Source organism: Virgibacillus sp. 6R (genome assembly GCF_001895305.1).
In the GTDB taxonomy this organism is placed as follows: domain Bacteria; phylum Bacillota; class Bacilli; order Bacillales; family Amphibacillaceae; genus Virgibacillus; species Virgibacillus pantothenticus.
This window is the reverse complement of sequence record NZ_CP017762.1, coordinates 1068021-1090010: the sequence shown is the minus strand read 5'-3', so window position 1 is coordinate 1090010 and position 21990 is coordinate 1068021. Positions and strand designations below refer to the sequence as shown.

The 21990-nt window shown below is 34.8% G+C and carries 23 protein-coding genes, 1 pseudogene and 1 other annotated feature (1 of these 25 cut by a window edge); of the genes and pseudogenes, 17 read left to right on the top strand and 7 right to left on the bottom strand.

Features of this window, described 5'->3' with window-relative positions:
- Positions 1–9: 9 nt before the first annotated feature.
- The 7 genes from BKP57_RS04980 to BKP57_RS21925 all read left to right on the top strand — a co-directional run bounded on the left by BKP57_RS04980 (position 10) and on the right by BKP57_RS21925 (position 8083).
- Entirely contained in the window at positions 10–1041 is a 1032-nt protein-coding gene (locus tag BKP57_RS04980) for a cysteine synthase family protein (RefSeq protein WP_072741094.1), read from the top strand.
- Positions 1034–2260, top strand: coding sequence for an ATP-grasp domain-containing protein (locus BKP57_RS04975; protein ID WP_072741093.1), 1227 nt, complete (start codon positions 1034–1036; stop codon positions 2258–2260). Before BKP57_RS04980 ends, BKP57_RS04975 begins: the two co-directional genes overlap by 8 nt.
- A complete protein-coding gene (locus BKP57_RS04970; protein ID WP_072741092.1) occupies positions 2257–3300 on the top strand; it encodes a GntG family PLP-dependent aldolase in 1044 nt (347 codons plus the stop codon). The genes BKP57_RS04975 and BKP57_RS04970 overlap by 4 nt, the downstream gene beginning before the upstream one ends.
- A 138-nt stretch (positions 3301–3438) precedes the next feature.
- A complete protein-coding gene (locus BKP57_RS04965) occupies positions 3439–4722 on the top strand; it encodes an MFS transporter (protein WP_072741091.1) in 1284 nt (427 codons plus the stop codon).
- A gap of 843 nt (positions 4723–5565) precedes the next feature.
- Positions 5566–5952 carry a hypothetical protein gene (locus BKP57_RS04960; protein ID WP_072741090.1) on the top strand — a complete coding sequence of 129 codons (387 nt, stop codon included), beginning with the start codon at positions 5566–5568 and terminating at the stop codon, positions 5950–5952.
- Between the two features lie 385 nt (positions 5953–6337).
- Positions 6338–7882, top strand: coding sequence for an acyl-CoA carboxylase subunit beta (locus BKP57_RS04955; RefSeq protein ID WP_072741089.1), 1545 nt, complete (start codon positions 6338–6340; stop codon positions 7880–7882).
- A 39-nt stretch (positions 7883–7921) separates the two neighbouring features.
- Positions 7922–8083: a hypothetical protein gene (locus tag BKP57_RS21925; protein ID WP_156875277.1), complete on the top strand. Its 162-nt coding sequence runs from the start codon at positions 7922–7924 to the stop codon at positions 8081–8083.
- Between the two features lie 305 nt (positions 8084–8388).
- On the opposite strand, the gene istB is transcribed toward BKP57_RS21925, so the two are convergent.
- The 7 genes from istB to BKP57_RS04925 all read right to left on the bottom strand — a co-directional run bounded on the left by istB (position 8389) and on the right by BKP57_RS04925 (position 13188).
- Complete coding sequence (gene istB, locus BKP57_RS04950; RefSeq protein ID WP_072741088.1) at positions 8389–9144, bottom strand: IS21-like element helper ATPase IstB; 756 nt, start codon at positions 9142–9144, stop codon at positions 8389–8391.
- Complete coding sequence (gene istA, locus BKP57_RS04945; protein WP_072741087.1) at positions 9141–10688, bottom strand: IS21 family transposase; 1548 nt, start codon at positions 10686–10688, stop codon at positions 9141–9143. The genes istB and istA overlap by 4 nt, the downstream gene beginning before the upstream one ends.
- 140 nt (positions 10689–10828) lie before the next feature.
- On the bottom strand, positions 10829–11182 hold the full coding sequence (locus BKP57_RS04940) for a DUF3147 family protein (protein WP_072741086.1): 354 nt from the start codon (positions 11180–11182) through the stop codon (positions 10829–10831).
- Positions 11173–11589 carry a MarR family winged helix-turn-helix transcriptional regulator gene (locus BKP57_RS04935; protein WP_072741085.1) on the bottom strand — a complete coding sequence of 139 codons (417 nt, stop codon included), beginning with the start codon at positions 11587–11589 and terminating at the stop codon, positions 11173–11175. The genes BKP57_RS04940 and BKP57_RS04935 overlap by 10 nt, the downstream gene beginning before the upstream one ends.
- 275 nt (positions 11590–11864) lie before the next feature.
- Positions 11865–12068: a PH domain-containing protein gene (locus BKP57_RS22435; protein WP_050350075.1), complete on the bottom strand. Its 204-nt coding sequence runs from the start codon at positions 12066–12068 to the stop codon at positions 11865–11867.
- The gene (locus BKP57_RS22430) at positions 12065–12280 is read right to left on the bottom strand and encodes a hypothetical protein (protein ID WP_170875185.1); all 216 of its coding nucleotides are present in this window, start codon (positions 12278–12280) and stop codon (positions 12065–12067) included. The genes BKP57_RS22435 and BKP57_RS22430 overlap by 4 nt, the downstream gene beginning before the upstream one ends.
- A gap of 140 nt (positions 12281–12420) precedes the next feature.
- On the bottom strand, positions 12421–13188 hold the full coding sequence (locus BKP57_RS04925; RefSeq protein ID WP_311998318.1) for a helix-turn-helix domain-containing protein: 768 nt from the start codon (positions 13186–13188) through the stop codon (positions 12421–12423).
- 169 nt (positions 13189–13357) lie between these two features.
- Between BKP57_RS04925 and BKP57_RS04920 the strand changes: the two genes are divergently transcribed.
- The 10 genes and pseudogenes from BKP57_RS04920 to BKP57_RS21920 all read left to right on the top strand — a co-directional run bounded on the left by BKP57_RS04920 (position 13358) and on the right by BKP57_RS21920 (position 21935).
- Positions 13358–14386, top strand: coding sequence for a Gfo/Idh/MocA family protein (locus BKP57_RS04920; RefSeq protein WP_072741083.1), 1029 nt, complete (start codon positions 13358–13360; stop codon positions 14384–14386).
- Between the two features lie 30 nt (positions 14387–14416).
- Positions 14417–15136 (top strand): ThuA domain-containing protein, encoded by a 720-nt coding sequence (locus BKP57_RS04915; RefSeq protein WP_050350079.1) that lies wholly within the window; start codon positions 14417–14419, stop codon positions 15134–15136.
- A 50-nt stretch (positions 15137–15186) separates the two neighbouring features.
- Complete coding sequence (locus tag BKP57_RS04910; RefSeq protein ID WP_050350080.1) at positions 15187–16221, top strand: Gfo/Idh/MocA family protein; 1035 nt, start codon at positions 15187–15189, stop codon at positions 16219–16221.
- Between the two features lie 237 nt (positions 16222–16458).
- Positions 16459–17427, top strand: a complete 969-nt coding sequence (locus BKP57_RS04905) for a sugar phosphate isomerase/epimerase family protein (RefSeq protein WP_072741082.1) — start codon at positions 16459–16461, stop codon at positions 17425–17427.
- A gap of 403 nt (positions 17428–17830) precedes the next feature.
- Entirely contained in the window at positions 17831–19045 is a 1215-nt protein-coding gene (locus BKP57_RS04900) for a Rho termination factor N-terminal domain-containing protein (RefSeq protein WP_050350082.1), read from the top strand.
- A gap of 273 nt (positions 19046–19318) precedes the next feature.
- On the top strand, positions 19319–20512 hold the full coding sequence (locus BKP57_RS04895; RefSeq protein WP_050350083.1) for a DUF4317 domain-containing protein: 1194 nt from the start codon (positions 19319–19321) through the stop codon (positions 20510–20512).
- A gap of 285 nt (positions 20513–20797) precedes the next feature.
- A pseudogene (locus tag BKP57_RS04890) lies at positions 20798–20953 on the top strand (SDR family NAD(P)-dependent oxidoreductase); the annotation flags it as partial.
- A 109-nt stretch (positions 20954–21062) separates the two neighbouring features.
- The gene (locus tag BKP57_RS23265) at positions 21063–21329 is read left to right on the top strand and encodes a GNAT family N-acetyltransferase (protein ID WP_306423695.1); all 267 of its coding nucleotides are present in this window, start codon (positions 21063–21065) and stop codon (positions 21327–21329) included.
- Positions 21330–21333: 4 nt separating this feature from the next.
- Positions 21334–21612, top strand: a complete 279-nt coding sequence (locus tag BKP57_RS23260; protein WP_309246455.1) for a GNAT family N-acetyltransferase — start codon at positions 21334–21336, stop codon at positions 21610–21612.
- Positions 21613–21767: 155 nt separating this feature from the next.
- Positions 21768–21935, top strand: a complete 168-nt coding sequence (locus tag BKP57_RS21920; protein WP_156875276.1) for a hypothetical protein — start codon at positions 21768–21770, stop codon at positions 21933–21935.
- A 23-nt stretch (positions 21936–21958) separates the two neighbouring features.
- Positions 21959–21990, top strand: a binding site (T-box leader) (it continues 228 nt past the right edge of the window).

Sequence of the window (21990 nt, the reverse complement as noted above, 5' to 3'; positions counted from 1 at the left end):
AAGGGGGGAATTTTATTGGTAAGTATTTTAGATACAATAGGAAACACACCTCTGGTGAAATTAAAAATAAGCGAACATTCTAATTCTAATGTATTTGGAAAACTAGAACTTCAAAATCCTTTTGGCATGAAAGACCGCGTTGCTAAACATTCTTTATTAAAAGCAAAAAGGGAAGGTATCTTAAAGTGTGGGGTTCCTATAATAGAAAGTTCCTCAGGAACAATGGCTTGCGGTTTATCCCTAGTTGGAACTTATCTAGGACATGATGTCCATGTAGTGACAGATCCAAGAATTGATTCAATTACTCTATCTAAATTATACTCATTAGGTAGTATAATACATATAGTAGAGAATATGGGAGATAAAGGATGGCAAGGTTCAAGGCTTGAACATCTAAGTAAACTTCTTAATGATATGCCTAATGCTTATTGGCCTAAACAATATGATAATTCAGATAATCCAAATTCCTATAAAGAATTAGCTCAAGAGTTAATACAAGAAGTAGGAAAGGTAGATATACTAGTTGCTCCTGTTGGTAGTGGAGGTTGTATTTCGGGAACAGCTAGAGAACTTAAAAAATATAATCAAAATCTAAAAGTGGTTGCTGTCGATTCAACAGGTAGCGTAATTTTTGGCCAACCGGATAACCCTAAGCGGATACAGGGGGGATTAGGAAATTCTATAGTTGCTAAGAATGTAGATTATCAAATCATTGATCAGGTACATTGGTTAAATGATTTTGAGGCATTTTCTGCTACACAGAAACTAGCAAACGTAGAAAAAATCTATGCTGGAAATTCATCGGGATCGTCTTATAAGGTCGCTGAGTGGCTAAGCAAAACAAGTAAAAGAGGTACTAATATTGTTGTAATCTTCCCTGATAGAGGGGACAGATATCATAACACAGTATATAATAATGATCTTTTAAACAAAATAGGAAAACAGGAAAAGCAAAATGCTCCTAAATTTGTAAACCCCAATACGGTGGTAGATAGTTGGTCATATTCAGATAACAATAAAAGGGGTGTTTTATATGAATGATAAAATTTTTTTTATAGAATCAAATACTACTGGATCTGGGATGCAAGCTATAGAGATAGCTAAACAATTAAATTTGGATCCTGTTCTATTCACTAATAATCCACAAAGATATTCAGGACTTGAAAACACAAATTGTCATCGGTGTGATACTAATAATTTAGAGGAAATTAAATCTTTAATTCATAAAGACGTTAATTCACATAATATTAAAGGTATAACTACTACTAGCGAATTTTATATAGGAGTTGTATCAGAATTATGTAAGCATTTCGGTTTCATTGGTAATAATCCCATAGCAGTAGACATAGCACGAAATAAGATAAAAACCAGAAAGATATTGGTTGAAAATGGTTTATTACAGCCGGAGTTTTACTATTCCGATAATTTGTGCGATATAGAATCCTTATTAGTAAAATTAGGTGTCCCATGTATAGTTAAGCCGATAGATGACAGTGGTTCCAATGATGTTTTATATTGTGATAATATCGAAGGAGCATTACGCCATTGTGAGAAAATAATGAAGAAAACTTATAATAGTAGAGGGCAGAAGTATTCAAATTTTGTCTTGATTGAAGAATTTATTAATGCTCCTGAATTTAGTGTAGAAATGTTTGTAATAAATAAAGAAATAATTACGGTTGGGATTACACAAAAATATTTAACCGGGTTTCCGTATTTTGTAGAAGAGAAACATATTTTTCCTGCTGACTTAAATAAGATAGAAGAAGCAAAAATTATTAGTACAGTTAAAAAAGCTATAGAAGTAATTGGACTGGATAATGGACCGGTTCATACTGAAGTAAAACTTACTCCCGAAGGCTGTTTAATTATTGAGATAAACGCACGTCTAGCGGGAGGTATGATACCCGAATTGATTTTACATTCCACGGGAGTAAATCTAATAGAACAACAAATTCTTAACTGCATTAATCAGGATATTACTAAATATTATCCAAAGACATTAACATCTGGTATTCATTTTTTTACGTATGATATTGAAAATAATCCTTATTCAGTAGATTATTACAATTCCTTGAGTGGCAATCCATTAGTAAAAAGTATTGAGATGTATAATTATAAAACAAGTAACAAGCCTAAAAATGCTTATGATCGATTGGGTTACGTAATAACTGCAGACCAAGACAGAAATGCAATTATTAGTTTTTTGGATAATATGAAAAAGAATAAAATAACTATTAATGAGGAGGCAGGACATTGATAGAACTAAGAAGTGATACTTTTACACTACCTTCAAGAGAAATGCTCGAATCTATATTAGAAACAAAGTTGGGTGATAATGTTTACAATGAAGATCCAGCAGTGTTAGAACTTGAAGAGTTAGCTGCTAATTTGTTAAATAAAGAAGCATCGTTACTTTTTCCTAGTGGAACAATGGCTAACCTTGCATCTATAATGGGACATTCTAATAGAGGTACCTCGGTTATAGTTGGGGAAGAAAGTGATATTTTCATATATGAAGCTGGCGGGGCGTCTGTAAGTGGTGGTGTTATTTATGAACCAATTACAACAAATGAAAAAGGTGAAATGGATTTAGCAAAAATAGAAGCAAAATTAAACCTTGATTTTTCCGATCCACAATATGCTAAACCATCTTTAATATGTGTAGAAACCCCTCACAATAGAATGGGAGGAATTACACTTTCTTTAGAATATCTAAAGGAATTGTATAGTATCTCAAGGAGATTTGGTGTACCTATACATATGGATGGGGCTAGAATTTTTAATGCAGCAATTTCTTTAGATGTTGAAGCTTCAGAAATAAGTCAGTATGCTGATTCAATACAATTTTGTTTGTCAAAAGGGCTTGGTGCACCTATAGGGTCCCTTGTAGTGGGAAAAAAGAAGTTCATTAATAAAATATATTATCATAGAAAAATGTTGGGAGGGGGAATGAGGCAATCTGGTATTATTGCTGCTCCAGGAATCTATGCATTAAATAATAGAATTGATAGACTGAAAGAAGATCATGAGAATGCATTTTATTTTGCAAAAAAAATAAGTAATATAAAAGGCATAAGATGTGATATTAAAAAAGTAAAGACAAATACTGTTATATTTAATCTGAAAAATGAATATATTAATGTTAACGATTTTATCAAAAAAGCATGGGAAAAGGGCTTAAATATCAGTGAGATTGGAAATCATAATCTAAGAGTTGTAACCTATTATAGTATTACTAAAAAGATACTTGATGATGCGGTTGAAAAAATTAAAGAAGTACTTAAAGAATATGAATAAAATCTTTGGTTGAATTTACAAAAGTCACCTACAAATAATGGTAGCTACACATATTTGTAGGTTTTATTTTTTAAATTTTTATTATCTTATAAATATGGTAGTATTATTATACAATTATCTTAGGAACGGAGGGAATTTATGGGTAATTCAAGCATTCTTACGCCACTAAAGGACAAAAGATTTAGACGATTTTATTCAATGCAATTGCTTTCAGACTTGGGAAATTGGTTGGATTTTACTCTTTTGATTCTTCTAATCAGCTATCAATGGGGACTAGGTGAAATTGCGGTTGCATCATATATTATTGTATATGGTCTTCCTTGGATTATTATTGGTCCATTTGCAAGTGTTTTTGTTGATAGATGGTCAAAAAAGAAGGTCTTTATAGTAACATTATCTTTGAGAATATTAGTTGTATTATCATATATAATTGCCCCCAATATTTACATTTTATTAACATTAGTTTTTATTAAGGGTATTTTAGCCTCACTCTTTGATCCAGCTAGACAAGTGACCATAAAAATCCTTATTGAAGCTACACATCTTTCTAAAGCTGTAGCATTAACTCAGCTTTCACTAAATTCAATGAAAGTTATTGGGCCATCTTTAAGTGGGCTTCTTGTTGCCATTATTGGCTTTAAAACTACACTAATAATAGAAGCATTACTATTTTTATTTGCTTTACTTTTTGCCTTGGCAATAAAAATCCCTAGCCAGAATAATGAAAATGAATCTTCACCTATGCAAAAGGCAAAAAAATCTAAATTTATAGATGAACTAAAAGAAGGATTTAGTTACATAATCAAAAATAAAAAGTTATTATTAACTATAATTACAACTGCTTTATCGTTTTTTATTATTTTTCTTTATGATGGACTAATTGTTTTCCTCTCTCAAGATATAGGATTAAGTGAAGCCCATTTTGGTTTTTTAATTTCTTTTGTAGGATTTGGGGCTATAACTGGTTCTTTGTTATTAGGACAGTTTTCTTTCTGGAAACCTAAACCCCTTACAACAGTTTTATTAAGTTTTCTAGGTTCTGGGATTGTAATCTTCCTAATGGGCACGGGGGCATATTTCCCAAAATATTTTCCCGTCTTTGTTTTCTTTATTTTTGCTATAATAATTGGTGCATTAAATGGAACCCAAAATGTTGGATATGGTTTTATTTTACAAAAGGAAACGCCTAGTTATATGCTTGGCAGAGTAAGTTCTGTCGCACAAGGCTTGCAAAACTTTACGATGCTAAGTGCTCCTTTAATAGGAGCTTTTATTTCTAGATTGTTAAATGTGAATGCAGTCTTTATTTTAGCAGGTACATTAGCAATTGTTATATCCACAATAGTATTATTTATTACAAAAATTAGAGATTATGATTCCAATAGTAAAGAAGAACTTTATCAACATCAAAGCAATATATAGTACCAGGGTTTATAACATTTTAACAATTTTAATAATATATAGAATTGAGATATAATAAAATCTCTAAATAAGTAATCAATAATAAATAAAATTAAATACAAAATGCGAGGACTTGCAATACACAAATTTTGCTTAAAAGTGAATATAAGTGTAACAAAAGGTAACAAGAATAAATAATAAAATAAACCACGAGAAATCAATGTTCTTAAAAAGTGAGCTTAACTATTGAAATAAATACAATTAACAAATGAAAAAAGTAGAATAATTAGGCTAACAACACGGGTGGCATGATGTAATTGTATAAAAACAATTCCTGATTGGGTATAATTTTTTTATTATGAAACGGTTTTAAAACAAGCACTTTTAAGCCCAAAAATGGGGCTCAAATACCCAAATCATTTAAATCCTAAATGCCATGTACTATACCAAAAATCCTTTTTTGAAGGTCTTTTTATAATTAATACAAATTTTTACACTAATTTTACACATGATCTTTTATTGATATTGATATATCAACCTTTATAAACAGTATTCGACCCCGACCACCGGTAAGTGTTGTTTAAATTATCGAAAGTTGGAAAAATTCTATTGTTTTAAAGAGAATCAACATATTCTACAACTCGGAAGCTGGACTTCAGATGTTTATTTTTTAGATATAGAGGGGATAGATTCTTCAAATAATATGTTGGAATTATTCAACAAAAATTGCAATGAAAGAGGTATTCATACTAGCTGTTATAAACAAGATATGTCGAATTTCACTATTAATCAAAAGTATGGGCTATTATTGTACCAACGGGTTCATTTTTACTTTTGCATCAATTAGAAGAGACAATTAGCGCTTTGAAATGTTTTTATGAACACTTAGAGAAAAATGGAAGATTAATTTTAGATATTTTTCTACCGGAAAACACCAAAGAAGGTTTTGTATCAAAACGAGGATTTACCAATCCACAAGGAGATACAATTATGTTAGAGAAAACATTGGTTAAAATTGACCAAATCAATCAATTTGCTGTCTATCATAATCGCTATGAAAAATGGAGACAAGGAAAGTTAATGGATTCTGAACTTGAAATATTTCCATTAAAGTGGTATGGAGTGGAAGAATTTCGTTTGATTTTAGAAAAAACAGGATTTACATCGATGGTTATCTCTTCAGACTATAAATATAATCAATATCCAACGAAAACCTCTCAAATTATTACGTTTGAAGCTACAAAATACTAAAAAGTGGCTCTTCGCTATCTAGTGTGAAACCACAACAATTAGCGAAGTATGACCCTTGCTGATTGAAGGTTCTCTTTATTGAAAAAGGGAAGGTTTTTACCATATTGGGTTAAGTGGATGACATTAATAAGAGGATGAAAAAGGTATAGAAAGGTGATAATTAACCAATTGACAGAATAGCAAACAAAGGCACGATGAATAGTCTTACATCCTTTTTCATCTCAAAGCACAAGGGAGTACTTGTTGATTTATATCATCGTAAACAGTAGAAGTGCGGTAGGAAAAATATACCACACTTCTAATCGCTCCCCCCCTAAATGAGAAATTAGAAGAGATCAAGAGCATGTGGAAGATATTTTGGATGATTGAGGGAGGATGAATAAAGATGAGTATTATCGATAAAATTAATGAATTATACGATAAACGTCACCAAGTGGAGCTTGGTGGTGGTCAAGAACGAATAGACAAACAACATATTAAAGGAAAGATGACAGCTCGTGAGAGAATTGATTATTTACTAGATAAAGAGACATTTGTAGAATTGAATCCTTTCATGAAAAGCAGATCTTTTTCTTACGATGAGGATATGTACAATGGTGAAGGGGTAGTGACTGGATTTGGAAAAATAAATGGGAAAAAAGTATATTTATTCGCCCAGGATTTCACTGTTTATGGTGGAACGTTGGGGGAAGTGCATGGTCTGAAAATTGCTAAAGTAATGGATTTAGCAGCTAAGAATAAAGTTCCTTTTATTGGTTTAAATGATTCTGGTGGTGCGCGTATCCAAGAAGGTGTTTCTTCATTGGATGGATACGGACAAGTATTTTACCGAAACGTTATATATTCTGGTGTCATTCCACAAATTTCTGTCATTATGGGTCCTAGTGCTGGTGGAGCTGTCTATTCACCAGCACTCACCGATTTTGTCGTCATGGTGGAGAAAAGCTCTCAAATGTTTATTACCGGTCCAAAGGTGATAGAAGCTGTAACTGGAGAGAATATATCAGTAGAAGAATTAGGAGGAGCACATGTCCACAACTCGAAAAGTGGTAGTGCTCATATGCAGGCTAAGACAGAAGAAGAAGCATTAGATATGGTCAAAGAATTATTAAATTATTTACCCTCAAATTATACTGAATTTCCAACGACATATCCTTATGAAATGATGATCAATGAAGAGAGATCTGCTTTAGCGGATATTGTGCCATTTGATTCTATAAGACCCTATGATGTCAAAAAAGTGATTAAAGAGGTAGTCGATGAAAGCAGTTTTTTTGAAATTCATGCTGGATTTGCTAAAAATATAGTAGTAGGGTTTGCTCGTATAGGAGGTAGAAGTATTGGTCTTGTATGTAATCAGCCCAAATATATGGCAGGTGGATTAGATATTGATTCTTCAGACAAAGCAAGTCGCTTTATTCGCTTTTGTGATTGTTTTAATATTCCGGTTATAACTTTAGAAGATGTTACAGGTTTCCTTCCTGGAATCAAACAAGAATATGGCGGTATCATTAGACATGGGGCTAAAATTATATACGCGTATTCAGAAGCTACGGTTCCAAAAATTACTGTCATTATGAGAAAAGCATATGGAGGTGCATATGTAGCTTTAAACAGCAAATCAATTGGTGCAGATTTAGTATATGCATGGCCTAATGCTGAAATTGCTGTCATGGGACCTGAAGGAGCAGCGAATATCATTTATCAAAAGGAAATTAGCATGAGCGAGCACCCGTCTCAAACGAGAAGAGAGAAAATTGACATGTTTCGTAAAAAGTTTACAAATCCTTATATTGCTGCTGGTCTTGGAATGGTTGATACAGTTATCGACCCGAGAGAAACACGTATAAAGTTATTACAGTCTTTAGAGATGCTAGAAAATAAGCAGGAAGAAAGACCTAAAAAGAAACATGGGAATATTTCTTTATGAATAATCAATTGAAAATAAAGAACTGAGATCAATAAGTAAATGGAAATTTTATATCATAAGTTTAGTTCCTTTTTAATGATCATCCCCCCTGAAGATAAAATTCTTCAAGGGGATGTTTTTGATACGAAAAGTGTAGAGGATATGCAGTCAAAAGGGATTGGTTTTGCTGTATTTTTTACTTTCCCCTCTAAAGTTGGTTGAATGCAGTTAATGCATGATTTTGCGTCCATCTTCTAGAATGTGAAACTCTTTTCCTTCTTTGAGGACGTAAAATATCCAGTACTTTACAGAGATGATACACTTTCTTTTTATTAATGATTATATTGTGGGTATTGCGGAGGGATTGAGCCAGCTGTGCGGTCTTTTGAGCCACCATTTGCGGATGATTGAGCCAGTAAATGCGGAGGCAAGAGCCAGTGAAGTATAAAAAACAGCTATTGGGAACGTCTAATTCTCCAATAGCTGCTATTTAAGTCAATAAAAACATATTTCTACTTCTTAAAAACTCACCGAGATAATGCCAATCCGTGACGCTCTCTCATTGAAACTTCCCCATCAACTAGTATATTGTAAGAGTCGTGCACAATGCGGTCTAAAATCGCATCGGCTATCTGTGCTTGTCCTAACTTAGAATGCCATCCTTCAGGTGAAAATTGAGAACAGAATATCGTGGAGGTTCGCTTTAGTCTTGCTTCAATAATTTCAAATACATGAAGCACATTCTCTTCTGATAGTTCGGTTAATAACCATTCATCAAGAATTAATAAGTCGATCTTCTTATATTTTTGGATCAGCTTCCGGAAGCTTCCATCGGCTTCATATTTCGCAACAACTAATTCGTCAAGTAACTCTGGAAGTCTAATATACTTAACTTTATAAAACTGCCGACACGCTTGAATCCCAAAGGCATTTGATATCCATGTTTTCCCGTTCCCTGAAGCTCCCATTAAAATGATATTATGGTGATTCTGAATGTAATTTCCCGTTGCTAATTCTAAGATTAATTTTTTATCTAACCTACGATCAGGATGATATTCTATATCCTCAATTGCTGCAGTCGGATCGTTGAATGTAGCCTGTTTTATTAAACGCTCTAGTTTATTCGTTTTGCGGCGGTCATACTCATAATCTACCAATAGATTAAAACGCTCATCGAAATCCATATTATTATATTCTCTATTTTGACTTTGCTGTTGATATAGCTCTGCCATTGCTCCCATTCTCATTTCAGTTAATTTACGTAACGTTTCTTCGTTCATCATTTACTATCCCTCCCAAAGTATTTAGCTCCACGTACAAACCCATAATCCTCTTTATGAGTTTGAAGATTATCTCTATCTTTCTTTTTATTATTCTGTTGATGCTTTTTACGCTCGAGTATGCTTTTTAACACAGAAACCGTTGGATTCGTTGATATATCGAGTAAAGTTTGTGTTGCTTGTTCTAAATCATCCTTCGCATGTTTGGTTGACAAATTCCTTAATGTACTCAAGATATTTAGTGCTTTCTTTTCTATGTTATTTCTTAAGATATAAGAAACAAACCGAGTCATAGAAGGGCCTACCGACTCTGCCCACTTTTTATTGTTTTCCGGATTATGTTCTAAATATAATCGATGATTATCAGGCATATGATCAGTGTTCGTAGAATACTGACCGATTTCTCCCTTCAATCTTTTATGGGATGCAATTCTTGTTTCTTTGAAGTACACTTCAATTAGATCCGTAGTCAGTCGGACATCGACAGATTCACGGACATAGTCATATGGAACGGAATAATACATTCGTTCAACTTGGATGTGGTAGTTCAGTTGAACTTTTGCTATTTTCCATTCTGTAAGCTTGTATCTTGTTTGGGGAAGAGCTTGAAGATAGGATTTTTCTTCTTCCTCAAACACCTTTTTTCTTGATCCCGGACGCTTTTGGAAATCGAGCGTATTAAGATCCTCTAATTTTCTAAAAATCTGTTGATTTAATTCCTCAAGATGAAAACACTGATAGTCTCTTAGAGAGGCAATAATCTGTCTTGAGACATGCCCAACCGAACCCTCGACACTTGGTTTATCCTTTGGTTTACGAACACGACTAGGGACGACAACGGTACGATAGTAATCAGCCAGTTCACGATAGGCTTCATTTAAAATAGATTCACTTCTAAGAGCTTTTACCACCCCGGTCTTTAGATTATCTGGAACTAAGGCTTCAGGAATACCCCCAAAATATTCAAATGCATGAATATGAGCAGTTAGCCAGTTTGCGGACTTCATATCTAAGAATGCCTCGACATAACTCAATTGGCTGTAAGGCAAGGTTGCTACAAATACATAGGCAGGTAAAACCTCCCCAGTAGAACGATCTTTGATTTCCAGAGTGGAACCAGCCCAATCCACTTCCATAATTTCACCTGGTTTTCTCCGAATAGGCATCGTAAGCTTATACTTTTTGGCATACTTTCCGTAGTTCTCGGTAAACGTACGATAGGCATAAGGTATCTTGCCGCCTTCACGAGCCTCATCTGCATATTCTTTATGCAATAAAGCTAAAGTGATATTCTTTTTCTGAAGTTCCTTATGAACTTTCTCCCAATCAACGGGATAGTATCCTTTCTCGATCGCTTGTTTCTCTGGGAAGAGAAACGATTCCAGCCACGGATTAGTCATGGTGCCGTCCAAACCTTCTAAGCCAAGTTTCTTGGCTTTTCGAACGACGTTGGAGACTGTATTTCTTGAATGTCCAGTACTTGAACTGATTGTTCTCTGACTGACATCCTCAAAATACAGTTCCAGAATCTTACGATAATTAATCACACAAAAACCTCCTGTATAATAGAGTCATGCTCGTTGGCATGCAGTCTCAATTATACAGGAGGTTTTTCCATTGCTATAACTGGCTCAAAACTCCGCACTCGTGGCTCAATTCATCTGCAATAATCAATATTGTACTGATTTTAGCTAAAAAACGATAATTTTAATGTCTTTAATAAATAATCTTGCAAGAATAAACATATTAACCATCCAAACATGCCCAACCCAATTGATATAAACAGCGGAGTTGAGTTTTTAAGTAAAAAGTATACAATTAATAGTAATACGGCTGTTGCAGGGAATCCCCACAACACGCCTAATGCAAATTTACTTAATATGTGATTTTGTTCTCCTTGAAAATATAGCCAGATTATACTTAACAAACTTACTAGTGGTAACGCAGCTACTACACCACCGTATGTTGGAAACCTTCTAGCTATCTCAGTTACTATTCCTATCACTATTGCAGAAATTATAACCTTCATGATTAGGTACACTTTTTAACACCCTCACTTAATGTTTTAAACCCCAACTCTATTATTTCTCTTTCTTTTGAACTAAGACAATTCAACACTTTTTCTAATTTCAATTCATCCAGACTAGTGTTGCGATAAAGTACTTCCTCCCCAGTTTCTGTTATGCAAAGTGTTACTTTCCTTTCATCTAATGAATCCCTTTGCTTTTTAAGATAACCTTTTTGAATTATTCTTTTAACATTTTCCGAGGCTGTGTTATGAGAAACATTTAGAAAGGTAGCTATATCCCCAATTCCAATCCCTTTATTTTTTTCAATATGCTGTAGTATCCTTATAGCTTGGTGAGTTATTTTATCTTTATGAGAAAAATGTAAATGATAATAAATGTCTGTCCAATACTTGTTTAACTTTAATACTTTATTCATCATATCCCTCCATTACATCTTTAATTACGATTATATCTATAAATACGATATAAATTGTACAATATTCATATATATTTTTCAAATTGTATTCTTAAATAATAAGATATTATGTTCTGAAATTAGTTTAAAAGTACGATATAATCAAGATTTTCTTATAGAAATCTTTTAACAAAGTGCATATGCTTAATAATGGTTGTGCGTTTATAGGTAACACCCAGATAGGAGGTACCTCTCAAAGTATCTCCCTAATGAGTATTTATTTCTTAAAAATAAGTGCTTTAGCCTTCTTTTTTGCATGCAATCTCTGAGTGAATTTCTTTTAACTGCTTTATAAATGCACTTTTCTCTTTAGGTGAAATTTGTACTGTTTTATATTGATCGTAACTAATTTCAATTCTACGGATAGAAAGTGACGGAGCTACAAAAGGGTTCGTAGTTTTTCTAATGGATCTAATATCTTTTATATTTATTGTTTGCTTCATCCATTCACATATCGTATAATTAATAGTTTGTGTTTTATGATATATCGCGTGTGAAACCAAATTGCTCCAACAAAACAAACAAAGATAATTGCTAAAATCATCCCAATTATACTTCCTTCGACGGTTGCTGTGTATAACATTCGAAAAAACAAAACAATGAACATCCAAATCGGAATTGCCATCCATCCATCCATTTTCGATTTGAAAACCACTAGATCTCCCCCTTTTTTTTGCCTAAATCAAATTATTTGTAGCTGAGCTAATTTCATAATTGCTCTTTTTAAAATATATGCCTACATTTATTTGCTTTAGTAGCTAACGTTTTATGTATTTCTGAAGGTAGCAGAAGTATTCAACTTGTCTTTCGATAAACCCCAGGAGATACGCCGTACACTTTTTTAAAAACGCGGTGGAAATATGGATATGCTCCAAATCCACAGTTTTCAGCGATATGTTCCAATGTCATGTTCGTGTACTTCATTTGATCAATAGCAGCAGCTAGACGTATTTCTTGTGCATATTCGATCATCGTTTTATTAGTGTATTGCTTAAATAAATGCACAGAGCGAGAGACGCTTAATTCGGCATGGTTAGCGACATCATCAACAGTAAAACCAGTTGTAGCATTTTCTTCAATATAGCGCATCATTTTTGTTACGAAAAAGGGTCTTGAATGGGCTGCCTGATCCTTTATTGCTCGTTCAATAAAAAGACAAAGGCTGCGTAATAAATAATCCATTAGTTCATCATTTTTATCAGAAATAGGTCTTCGTTTTTCTGCAACTAAATACCTCCACAAAGAAACAATCTTATCCGTTAATTCAATTTTTATGTTAGATGGTTTGTTAAAGCGATTCCACCACGCATCTACCCATTCTCCAGAAAAAAGAATGTGATAATCGCCACTTGCTTGCCCGCCTTCAATCGATAATTGATAGTATTCGCCAGGAGCAACGAGGATAAGGTCTCCTTTCTCTAAATGGATTTTTTTGTTTTCTACCACTGCTTGGCTAACACCTTCTGTCTGAAGTCGAAATAAATACGACTCGTGTCCGTTTTCATGTGTCGAAAAGTAGCCATTTGTATGGTAAGCGTAACCACAATATCTAATTTCCATCATATATCACTCATTTCGCAGCAAAATAGTCCATGTTTCTATTATATCGTTTATACCCAATTTAGGACAGGTAAGATAAGATTAATATAGATATAATATTTATCCATATCTACTACATTATTAATTAAAAAGCAAATTAGTTATTTTATTGGTCTATGAAGGAGAGGTTCAATTGAGACAATTACGTGTAGGCATCATTGGGTGCGGAAATATTTTTCCCATGCATGCACAATCCGTTTTGGATAGAGACGATGCAGAAATAGTTGCTGTTTGTGATAGTAAAGAAGACAGAGCAAATGCGAAGGCTGAGAAACACCATTGTACGGCATATACAGATTACCAAGAAATGTTTCAAGCAGAAGACTTGGATGTCGTTCATATTTGCTTACCGCATCATTTGCATGCACCTGTGGCAATCGAGGCTGCCAAGCGGAAGATTCATATTCTTACCGAAAAGCCGATGTCGATTAGCTATGCAGATGCTGTTGCTATGGTTGAAGCCGCTAAAGAAAATGATGTAACCCTCGGTGTTATTTTTCAAAATCGTTATAATCCAGGCTCGCGCTTAATCAAAGAAATGCTAACGAACAGCGAATTAGGAGCAATTAAATCTGGAAAGCTGTCTGTAACTTGGGATCGTTCGGATGCTTACTATCAAAATAGTGATTGGAAAGGAACTTGGGAAATGGAAGGCGGAGGTGTCATCATTGACCAAGCTATCCATACGATGGACCTCATGCATTGGTTTATAGATAGTGAGATTAAATACGTGGATGCAACGATTAGTAACCGAGCACATGAGATGATTGAAGTAGAAGATGCGGCCGAAGGAGTGATTGCCTATCGAAATGGAGTTGTGACTGCTTTCCAAGCTATAAACTATTATTCATACGATGCTCCGGTTGAAATTGAGCTTCACTGTGAACATGGAATTGCGAAAATGATCGCCGATAAAGCGCATATTAAGCTTTATGATGGTAGAGAATTTATTGCGGATAACAATCCCCAAGAGACATTTCACTATGATTCTGGGGCAAAGGGTTATTGGGGTGTTAGCCATGTAAAGCAAATAAATAATTTCTATAATTCTGTTCGTGATCATACAGCCCCTGATATCACTGGTGAAGAAGCATTAAAAACGCAAAAAATGATTGCAGCGGTTTATGAATCCGGAAGAAAAAAAGCACGCGTGACCTTTTAAAGCAATTTTATAAACCAAGGAGGAAATGATATGCAAGTTGTTGTTTGGAATGAAAATCGTCATGAAAAAACAAACCCAGTCGTAGCGGATATTTATCCTGAAGGTATCCACGGAGCGATCGCTAATTTCTTAAAAGAAGATGAAATCGAAGTAACAACAGCGACCTTAGATGAAGCAGAGCATGGACTGACAGAAGAAGTTTTAAAGCAAACAGATGTCCTTGTCTGGTGGGGGCACCAGGCGCATGATGAAGTGGAAGATAGGATTGTTGAAAGAGTCCATCAACGAGTTCTAGAAGGTATGGGATTAGTTGTTTTGCATTCGGCTCATTTTTCTAAGATTTTTAAGAAGTTAATGGGAACAACTTGTGATTTGAAATGGCGTGAAGCAGATGACAAAGAGCGCTTATGGGTAGTAGATCCAAGTCATCCAATTACAGAAGGATTAGGGGAATACATTGAATTAGAGAAGGAAGAAATGTACGGGGAGCATTTTGATATTCCTGCACCCGATCAATTAATTTTTCTAAGCTGGTTTGAAGGTGGCGAAGTTTTTCGAAGTGGTGCAACGTATCAACGTGGTAAAGGTAAAATCTTTTATTTCCGACCTGGTCACGAAACATATCCTACTTACTATAACAAAGAGATTCAGACGGTAATTAAAAATGGTGTGAAATGGGTCAGCCCTGCTAGTACACCAACACCTACGTATGGAAATGTGAAAGCGCTAGAACAAATCACAGAAAAATAATCGTTGGATTAACAAAATAAGTTAAGATGTGGAAAGAAGGAGTGGAACTGATGGAAAAGTTACGTGTAGCCGTTATTGGATGTGGTAGCATTGCTAAGCACAGACATTTAGTAGAATATAAACAGCACAACCAAGCTGATATTGTCGCAGTTTGTGACATTGTCGAAGCAAGAGCAAAAGAAATGACAGCAAAATATGGTGCTACAGCATACACCAATTACCATACTTTATTAAATAGTGAGCAAGTGGATGCTGTTAGTGTTTGCCTGCCAAACTATTTGCATGCGCCAGTTAGTATTGACGCACTAAATGCTGGTTGCCATGTTCTTTGTGAGAAACCAATGGCAACGTCACAACAAGAAGCAGAAGATATGATTCGTGCCGCTAAAGCGAATCATAAAAAATTAATGATCGCCCATAATCAACGTTTTGTTGCTTCGCATATAAAAGCAAAAGAACTTATTGCAAAAGGAGAACTAGGTAAAATTTATAGTTTTCGTACGACGTTTGGGCATGGCGGGCCTGAAGCATGGAGCGCTGATGGCGCAGAAAGCTGGTTCTTTAAAAAAGAGCAAGCTTTTATCGGGGCAATGGGAGATTTAGGTGTTCATAAAGCGGACTTACTTCGCTATCTATTAGGCGAAGAGTTTACAGAAGTGTCAGCGATTGTTGAGACAAATGCGAAAGCAAACGCAACTGTAGATGATAATGCTGTCTGTATTTTGAAATCAGCAAGTGGTGTCATTGGTACATTAACTGCAAGCTGGGCGTATAACACAACAGAAGATAATTCCACCATCATCTATGGGGAAAAAGCCGTATTACGTATAGAAGACGACCCAAATTATGGTTTGATTGTCCAATATTCTAACGGGGATACGATTAACTATCAGCTTGGCAAGATTCAATCAAATGAAGCTGGTGGACAGACAACGACACATGTTATTGATCATTTCATCGCTTCGATCGTAGAGGATAAAGAGCCACTCATTAATGGAGAAGAAGGTATGAAATCACTAAATATTATTCTCGCTGCCCTTGAATCAAGCAAAACAAAGCAATTAATTCAGATTGCAACGAAGTAGTTTTATCTCGCATATAAGGTGCTGTAAGACTCCCACTTTAGGAGTTGGATATCTGTACTGCAACAAGCCTAAGTGAGAGACAACATACCTAAATGACCTATTTCGTAAGCGCCCTTTAGGTCATACCATTATGGTTGGTACTAGTAAGCCGTGGGGAAGAATGAAAAGCCCCACGGAGATGAAAGATTTCACTTGATTGTACTGTGAGATATTATAATTAGAACGGAGGAGAATTTCATGAAACTAGGTGTATTTACTGTACTATTATCGGATAAATCTTTTGAAGAGATGTTACGTTACGTGCAAAAAGCTGGGTTAAAAGCTGTTGAAATCGGGACAGGTGGTTATCCTGGCAATGCGCATTGTGATTTAGATAAGCTATTGGAAAGTGAAACAAAGCGCAAGGAATATTTGGAAAAAGTACATGAGCACGGTCTTACGATTAGTGCTTTTAGTTGTCATGGTAATCCGCTATCTCCAGATAAGACCTTTGCCCAAGAGTCCCATGACACTTTTGTTAAAACGGTTAAATTAGCGAGTTTAATGGGTGTACCGGTTGTCAATACATTTTCCGGCACACCAGGTGATTCAGATGGAGCAAAATACCCAAATTGGCCAGTTACACCTTGGCCAAATGAATATAGTGATGTCCTTAAATGGCAATGGGAGGAAAAGTTGATCCCTTATTGGAAAGCACAAGGTGAGTTTGCTAAACAACATGATGTGAAAATTGGTTTAGAGCTTCATGCAGGTTTTTTAGTGCATACACCATATACGATGTTAAAGTTGCGCGAAGCAACGAATGATGCTATTGGTGCTAATTTAGATCCAAGTCATTTGTGGTGGCAAGGTATGGACCCAGTAGCTGCAATAAAAATTCTTGGTAAAGCGAATGCGATTCACCATTTCCATGCCAAAGATACGTACATTGATCAAGAAAATGTGAATATGTATGGTTTAACGGATATGCAGCCGTATTCAAATGTGAAAACAAGAGCATGGACGTTCCGTTCCGTTGGATATGGACACAGCGTTCAGGAATGGTCCAATATTATCAGTGCGCTTAGAACATACGACTACGATTATGTTGTTAGTATTGAGCATGAGGATCCTATTATGTCCATGGAAGAAGGTTTGCAAAAAGCGATTCGAAATTTAAATAGCGTGATGATTGAAGAAGCACCAGTGGATATATGGTGGATATAAATAGTTTACGTGAGCGAAACTGTGTAAGGGAGAGCATTTGGGTGCTCTTGTTACGCAGTTTCTTTTTTATGGAGTAGAATAGTGGCAATCCATCTAATTTACTGCAAAAGATTAGCTATATTGGCTATTGAGGTCTGAAGTAGTTTACAATTTATCCCGTATATAAGGTTTGTAAGATTCCCACTTCAAGAGTTAGATAATCTATACAGCAACAAGTCTAAGGTAGATAACAGCACCTAAATGACCTATTTCGTAAGCGGTCTTTAGGTCATACCATTACGGTACTAACAATCAGTGGGGGATGAAGGAAAACCCCACTGTTGAAGATTCACTTTATCTCTTAGTTATTTTTATTGGATACTAGTACTTCATCATTTATAATGAAAAAGAAGAGGTGTATGTAATGAATAAAGAAGATATAAATATAGAACATGTATTTGAGGAATTTGAAAGAATAGAAATAGAAAGATTAAAAAAGCAATCTAAAAAACAATGGCAGGAAATTCTTTTTCCATTGACATTGCATGATGCGCTGAACAGATATACAAAGGCTGAATTAGATACTATTAGAAAAAAGCTAGATATAAAAAATGCAAGCAGTTTGAAGAAAGCTGAGCTCATTCAAGTTTTAGAACAAAATATTCCAGAACATCTAAAGAGGTTAATATTTTTATGGGATATGGACCGTTTCAAAGTACTGTTGAATATCGCGGAAAATGGTGGGAAAATAATTGCACCAGATTTAGATCATGATCAAATGGAATATCTGCGTCGTACAGGTTTGGTATACACGGGAACTTTGGAAGGAAATAGAGTTTTAACTGTGCCCGAAGAAATGCTTGCTCCTATTACAGCTTTGAAACATGATATCAACGTAAGAGCGACCATAAAGCGAAATACAAAATGGATTAAGCTTACACGTGGTTTATTATATTATTATGGTGTATTAAACGTACATCAGATGATTCATATGGTAGAAAAATATATGAAGGAAGACATTGATTTTAAATCCTTTGTAGATGTTATTGCAGACTCTATGCATTTTTGTCCTGAAATTGTTATTGATATGGAAGGTTTCTCACATATTGACGTCTTGGAACCGAAAAAAGTAAAGCAAGAACAGAAAATGAGAGAAAGTGTACCTTTCTATCCGTTTACAGAACAACAACTTCTTGAAGCTGGTGAACCAGGATTTGTGGATAGAAATGCTAGTTATCAGCAGCTCGTTCATTTTCTGACACGAAATTATGAAATGGATAAAGCAGATGCGGATGCTATTGTGGAAGAGTGCGCACATGCAATTAAATCGGGCGAGGGTTCAGGCGAAGTTTTAAAATACTTATCTCATGTTTTAGAGTTTGATAGTGAACAAGCGGTGAAAGCGTTAATGGATAAAATTATTCATCTGATGAATAACACGAGGGAATGGTTCCTTAAAGGACATGCCCCCTATGAATTATTGGAAATAGAAAAAAGTTCATTGCTAACTTCTAAGCCCAATTCAAGTGCTGGCCAAAAGTCTAATTCCAGTTCTAGTCAAAAGGTTGTGAAGATCGGTAGAAACCAGCCGTGCCCTTGTGGAAGCGGGAAAAAGTATAAAAAATGCTGCGGCAGATAAAGTGTAAGAGTATAATTTCGAATATAAGCTACCATAAACATCTGCTAAATAAAACTTTACGTAATAGTTAGCTGGACTATTCATAATAAAAAACAAAAACTCTCACAAATGTTGTGCTAATACATGTTTGTGAGAGCTTTTTACTTGTAAAGAAGGAACGAGTTAGACCGAAATTTTTCCGTATATGCAGACATACGAAATAGCATCTATGATAAGATGGAAAGTGCATATCTTAATATATATGCTGATTACCAACATAGGAGTGGAACGAGATTGAATAAGAAAGACATCGCAAATATTCGCAAGCAGTTCAAATTGAATAATGATCTATTAAAGATCAATGAAATTTTTAATGTATATATCATGAAAGAATCGAGTGAGGTTTATCATCATCAAAGTACGCCATTTGAATTACTAGAAGATGAACAGAAAGAACTCTTCATGGCCAATTTTAAAAAAGTATTAACTGGGCAACTTGACCAAAAATTATTTGAATTAAAGTTTCACCGAGAGGCAGAGGATAATAGTCAGCTCATTTTGCACCAAGGTCTATTAAGCAGTGATATGGAAGAATGGAAGGAACATATGCTTCGACTGGTAGAAAAAATGCTAAACGATAAGCAATATGAAATGGACATTGTTGTAACGTTTATTCGCGGCGAATATATGAAACCGATGAAACGACAGAGTGAAGAAGCAGAAGAAAGTGAACGAGATACGGTATACTCGAACTCATTTATTTTATGCAGTATGAACAAAACGCAAGATCCGAAGAAAGAATTGCTATTTGACTATGTGGAAAAAGAGTTTAAATATAATATCGTCGTCGACCCGATTATTAACTTGAAAGCGCCGATATCGGGATTTTTATTCCCTTGCTTTACGGATAATGCTGCTGATGTGAATCATGTTCTTTATTCAGCAGGAAAAGCGAATGAATTAAATTATCACTTCATTGAAGAAGTACTCAATGCTGAGGAGATAATGACTGCAGAAGAAGATAAAATTGTTTTTGAGGAAATCGTGAAAAAAGTCGCAGGCGAACGCATTAATACATCAACGCTTTCCAATGTATACGATGAGATCTATCATGTTATCGAAGAAAGTGAAGAGGAGGAAGAAGTACCGAAGCTAGACTATAAAGATGTAGAAAGAGTTCTAAAGAGCAGTGGTGTAAAAGATGTCGATACAGAAAAGGTAGAAGAGGCATTTAAGACGGTGATTGATGATGAAAAATATGAGTTAAAAGCAAATAACATCGTGCCAAAACCTACTTCCAAATCGATTAAAATAAAGACAAAAATAGCGGATATTTCAATCAGCCCACAGGATCTAAGATTTGTTCGGCAGATCCACTTCGGGGGGAAACTGAGCCTTATGATTGAAGTTGAAGAAAATACGATGATTGAAGGATTTGAATTGATTCCAGAAGTGTTATTTGAAAAAGTGGAGAATGAAGAGGATTAATTAGAAAAACGGCAGGAAGTGTAATTTGTTATAGTAACCGTTTCATAGCCTGAGGAAGTCTTCCATTACCATGATGATATTTTGCACCAATGCGGAACACGTTGCAACTTACATGCTAGATTACTAGTATTCTCTTGCTAAATAGATATAGGGCGATAGAGTTGAGGGCAATTTTTATACTATAAGAAAGTGCGTTAGTATAAGAAAAACGGTAGCCTTCGCATAATGGCTTGGCGACAAGTAAAGTTTTTCTATAGTAGTACAAAACTATTAGAAGGGATTTTGATGTCAGGACGTTTTCAGAATAAAACAGTCGTCGTAACTGGCGGAGCAAGCGGTATTGGTGAAGCTTCGGTAAAGGAGTTTGCTGAGGAAGGCGCTAAGGTTGTTATTTCAGACATGACCGAGAAAGGGAAAGCCTTATCAGATTCACTTTATGCTGATAGCATATTCTATTGTTTGTATTATAATATTAACTAAGCGATTCTAGACAGATGGAGGAAGCAAAATGGGCGATGTTTAATAAACCAATAGGCAAGGGGAGGATTTTTTGAATTACAACCAGCAAGCAAAAATAATGACGACAAATCGGCTAACATTAAGATTGTTTCAAAAAGCAGATGCGCCAGAGGTCACCAAGCTTTGTAATAACTACAATATCTATAAGCATACATTGAATTTACCTTATCCGTACTCTATAGAGGATGCTGTAACTTGGATAGAACATCAATATGAAAGATTTCAAAATAATAAATTATATGAATTTGCAATAACGGATAAAACTACCGGTAGATTGTACGGTTCCATAGCATTATAGAACAATCAAAGATTTCTTTCATGGAGAATTAGCCTATTGGATTGGTGAAGAGTATTGGGGGAATGGGTTTGCTTCAGAAGCAGTAAAAGCCTTATTGAAATTAGCTTTTACTGAAAAGCAATATCATAAATTGTTTGCTCGCTGCTTTCAGACAAATCCAGCTTCGGAAAAAGTTTTGCAAAAAATTGGCATGGAAAAAGAAGGAGTATTAAAGGAACATGTGAAGAAAGAAGATCGCTTTGAAGATCTCGTATATTATGGAGTGATTAATAGAAACGGATAATTGGTCTAATAGGATTGTTACCTTTTCTAGGAATGTTAAGTGGGGGATTGGAACCCTATTGAAGATTCAGTTATGTACGAACCGAACCAATTATAAGGCTTTAGTAACTATTGGATTGGGACGATTTCATTTCCATTTGATGATGTATAAAGAACATGTGGAAGGAATTAGAATTTCTATTTACACAAAATATTTTACACTCTCCAATTATAGTTGGTTTAGCATGGAGCTTTGGAAAGATTAGCAAAGAACTAGCAAAATGCGGATTTTACTATAAACATTATTTTGTAAAAAATCTTATTGCATCCATTATGATAAAATGATAAATTTTTTAAAATGGAATAAGCAACTTGCGATGATGAGAAGAGTAAACGAAAT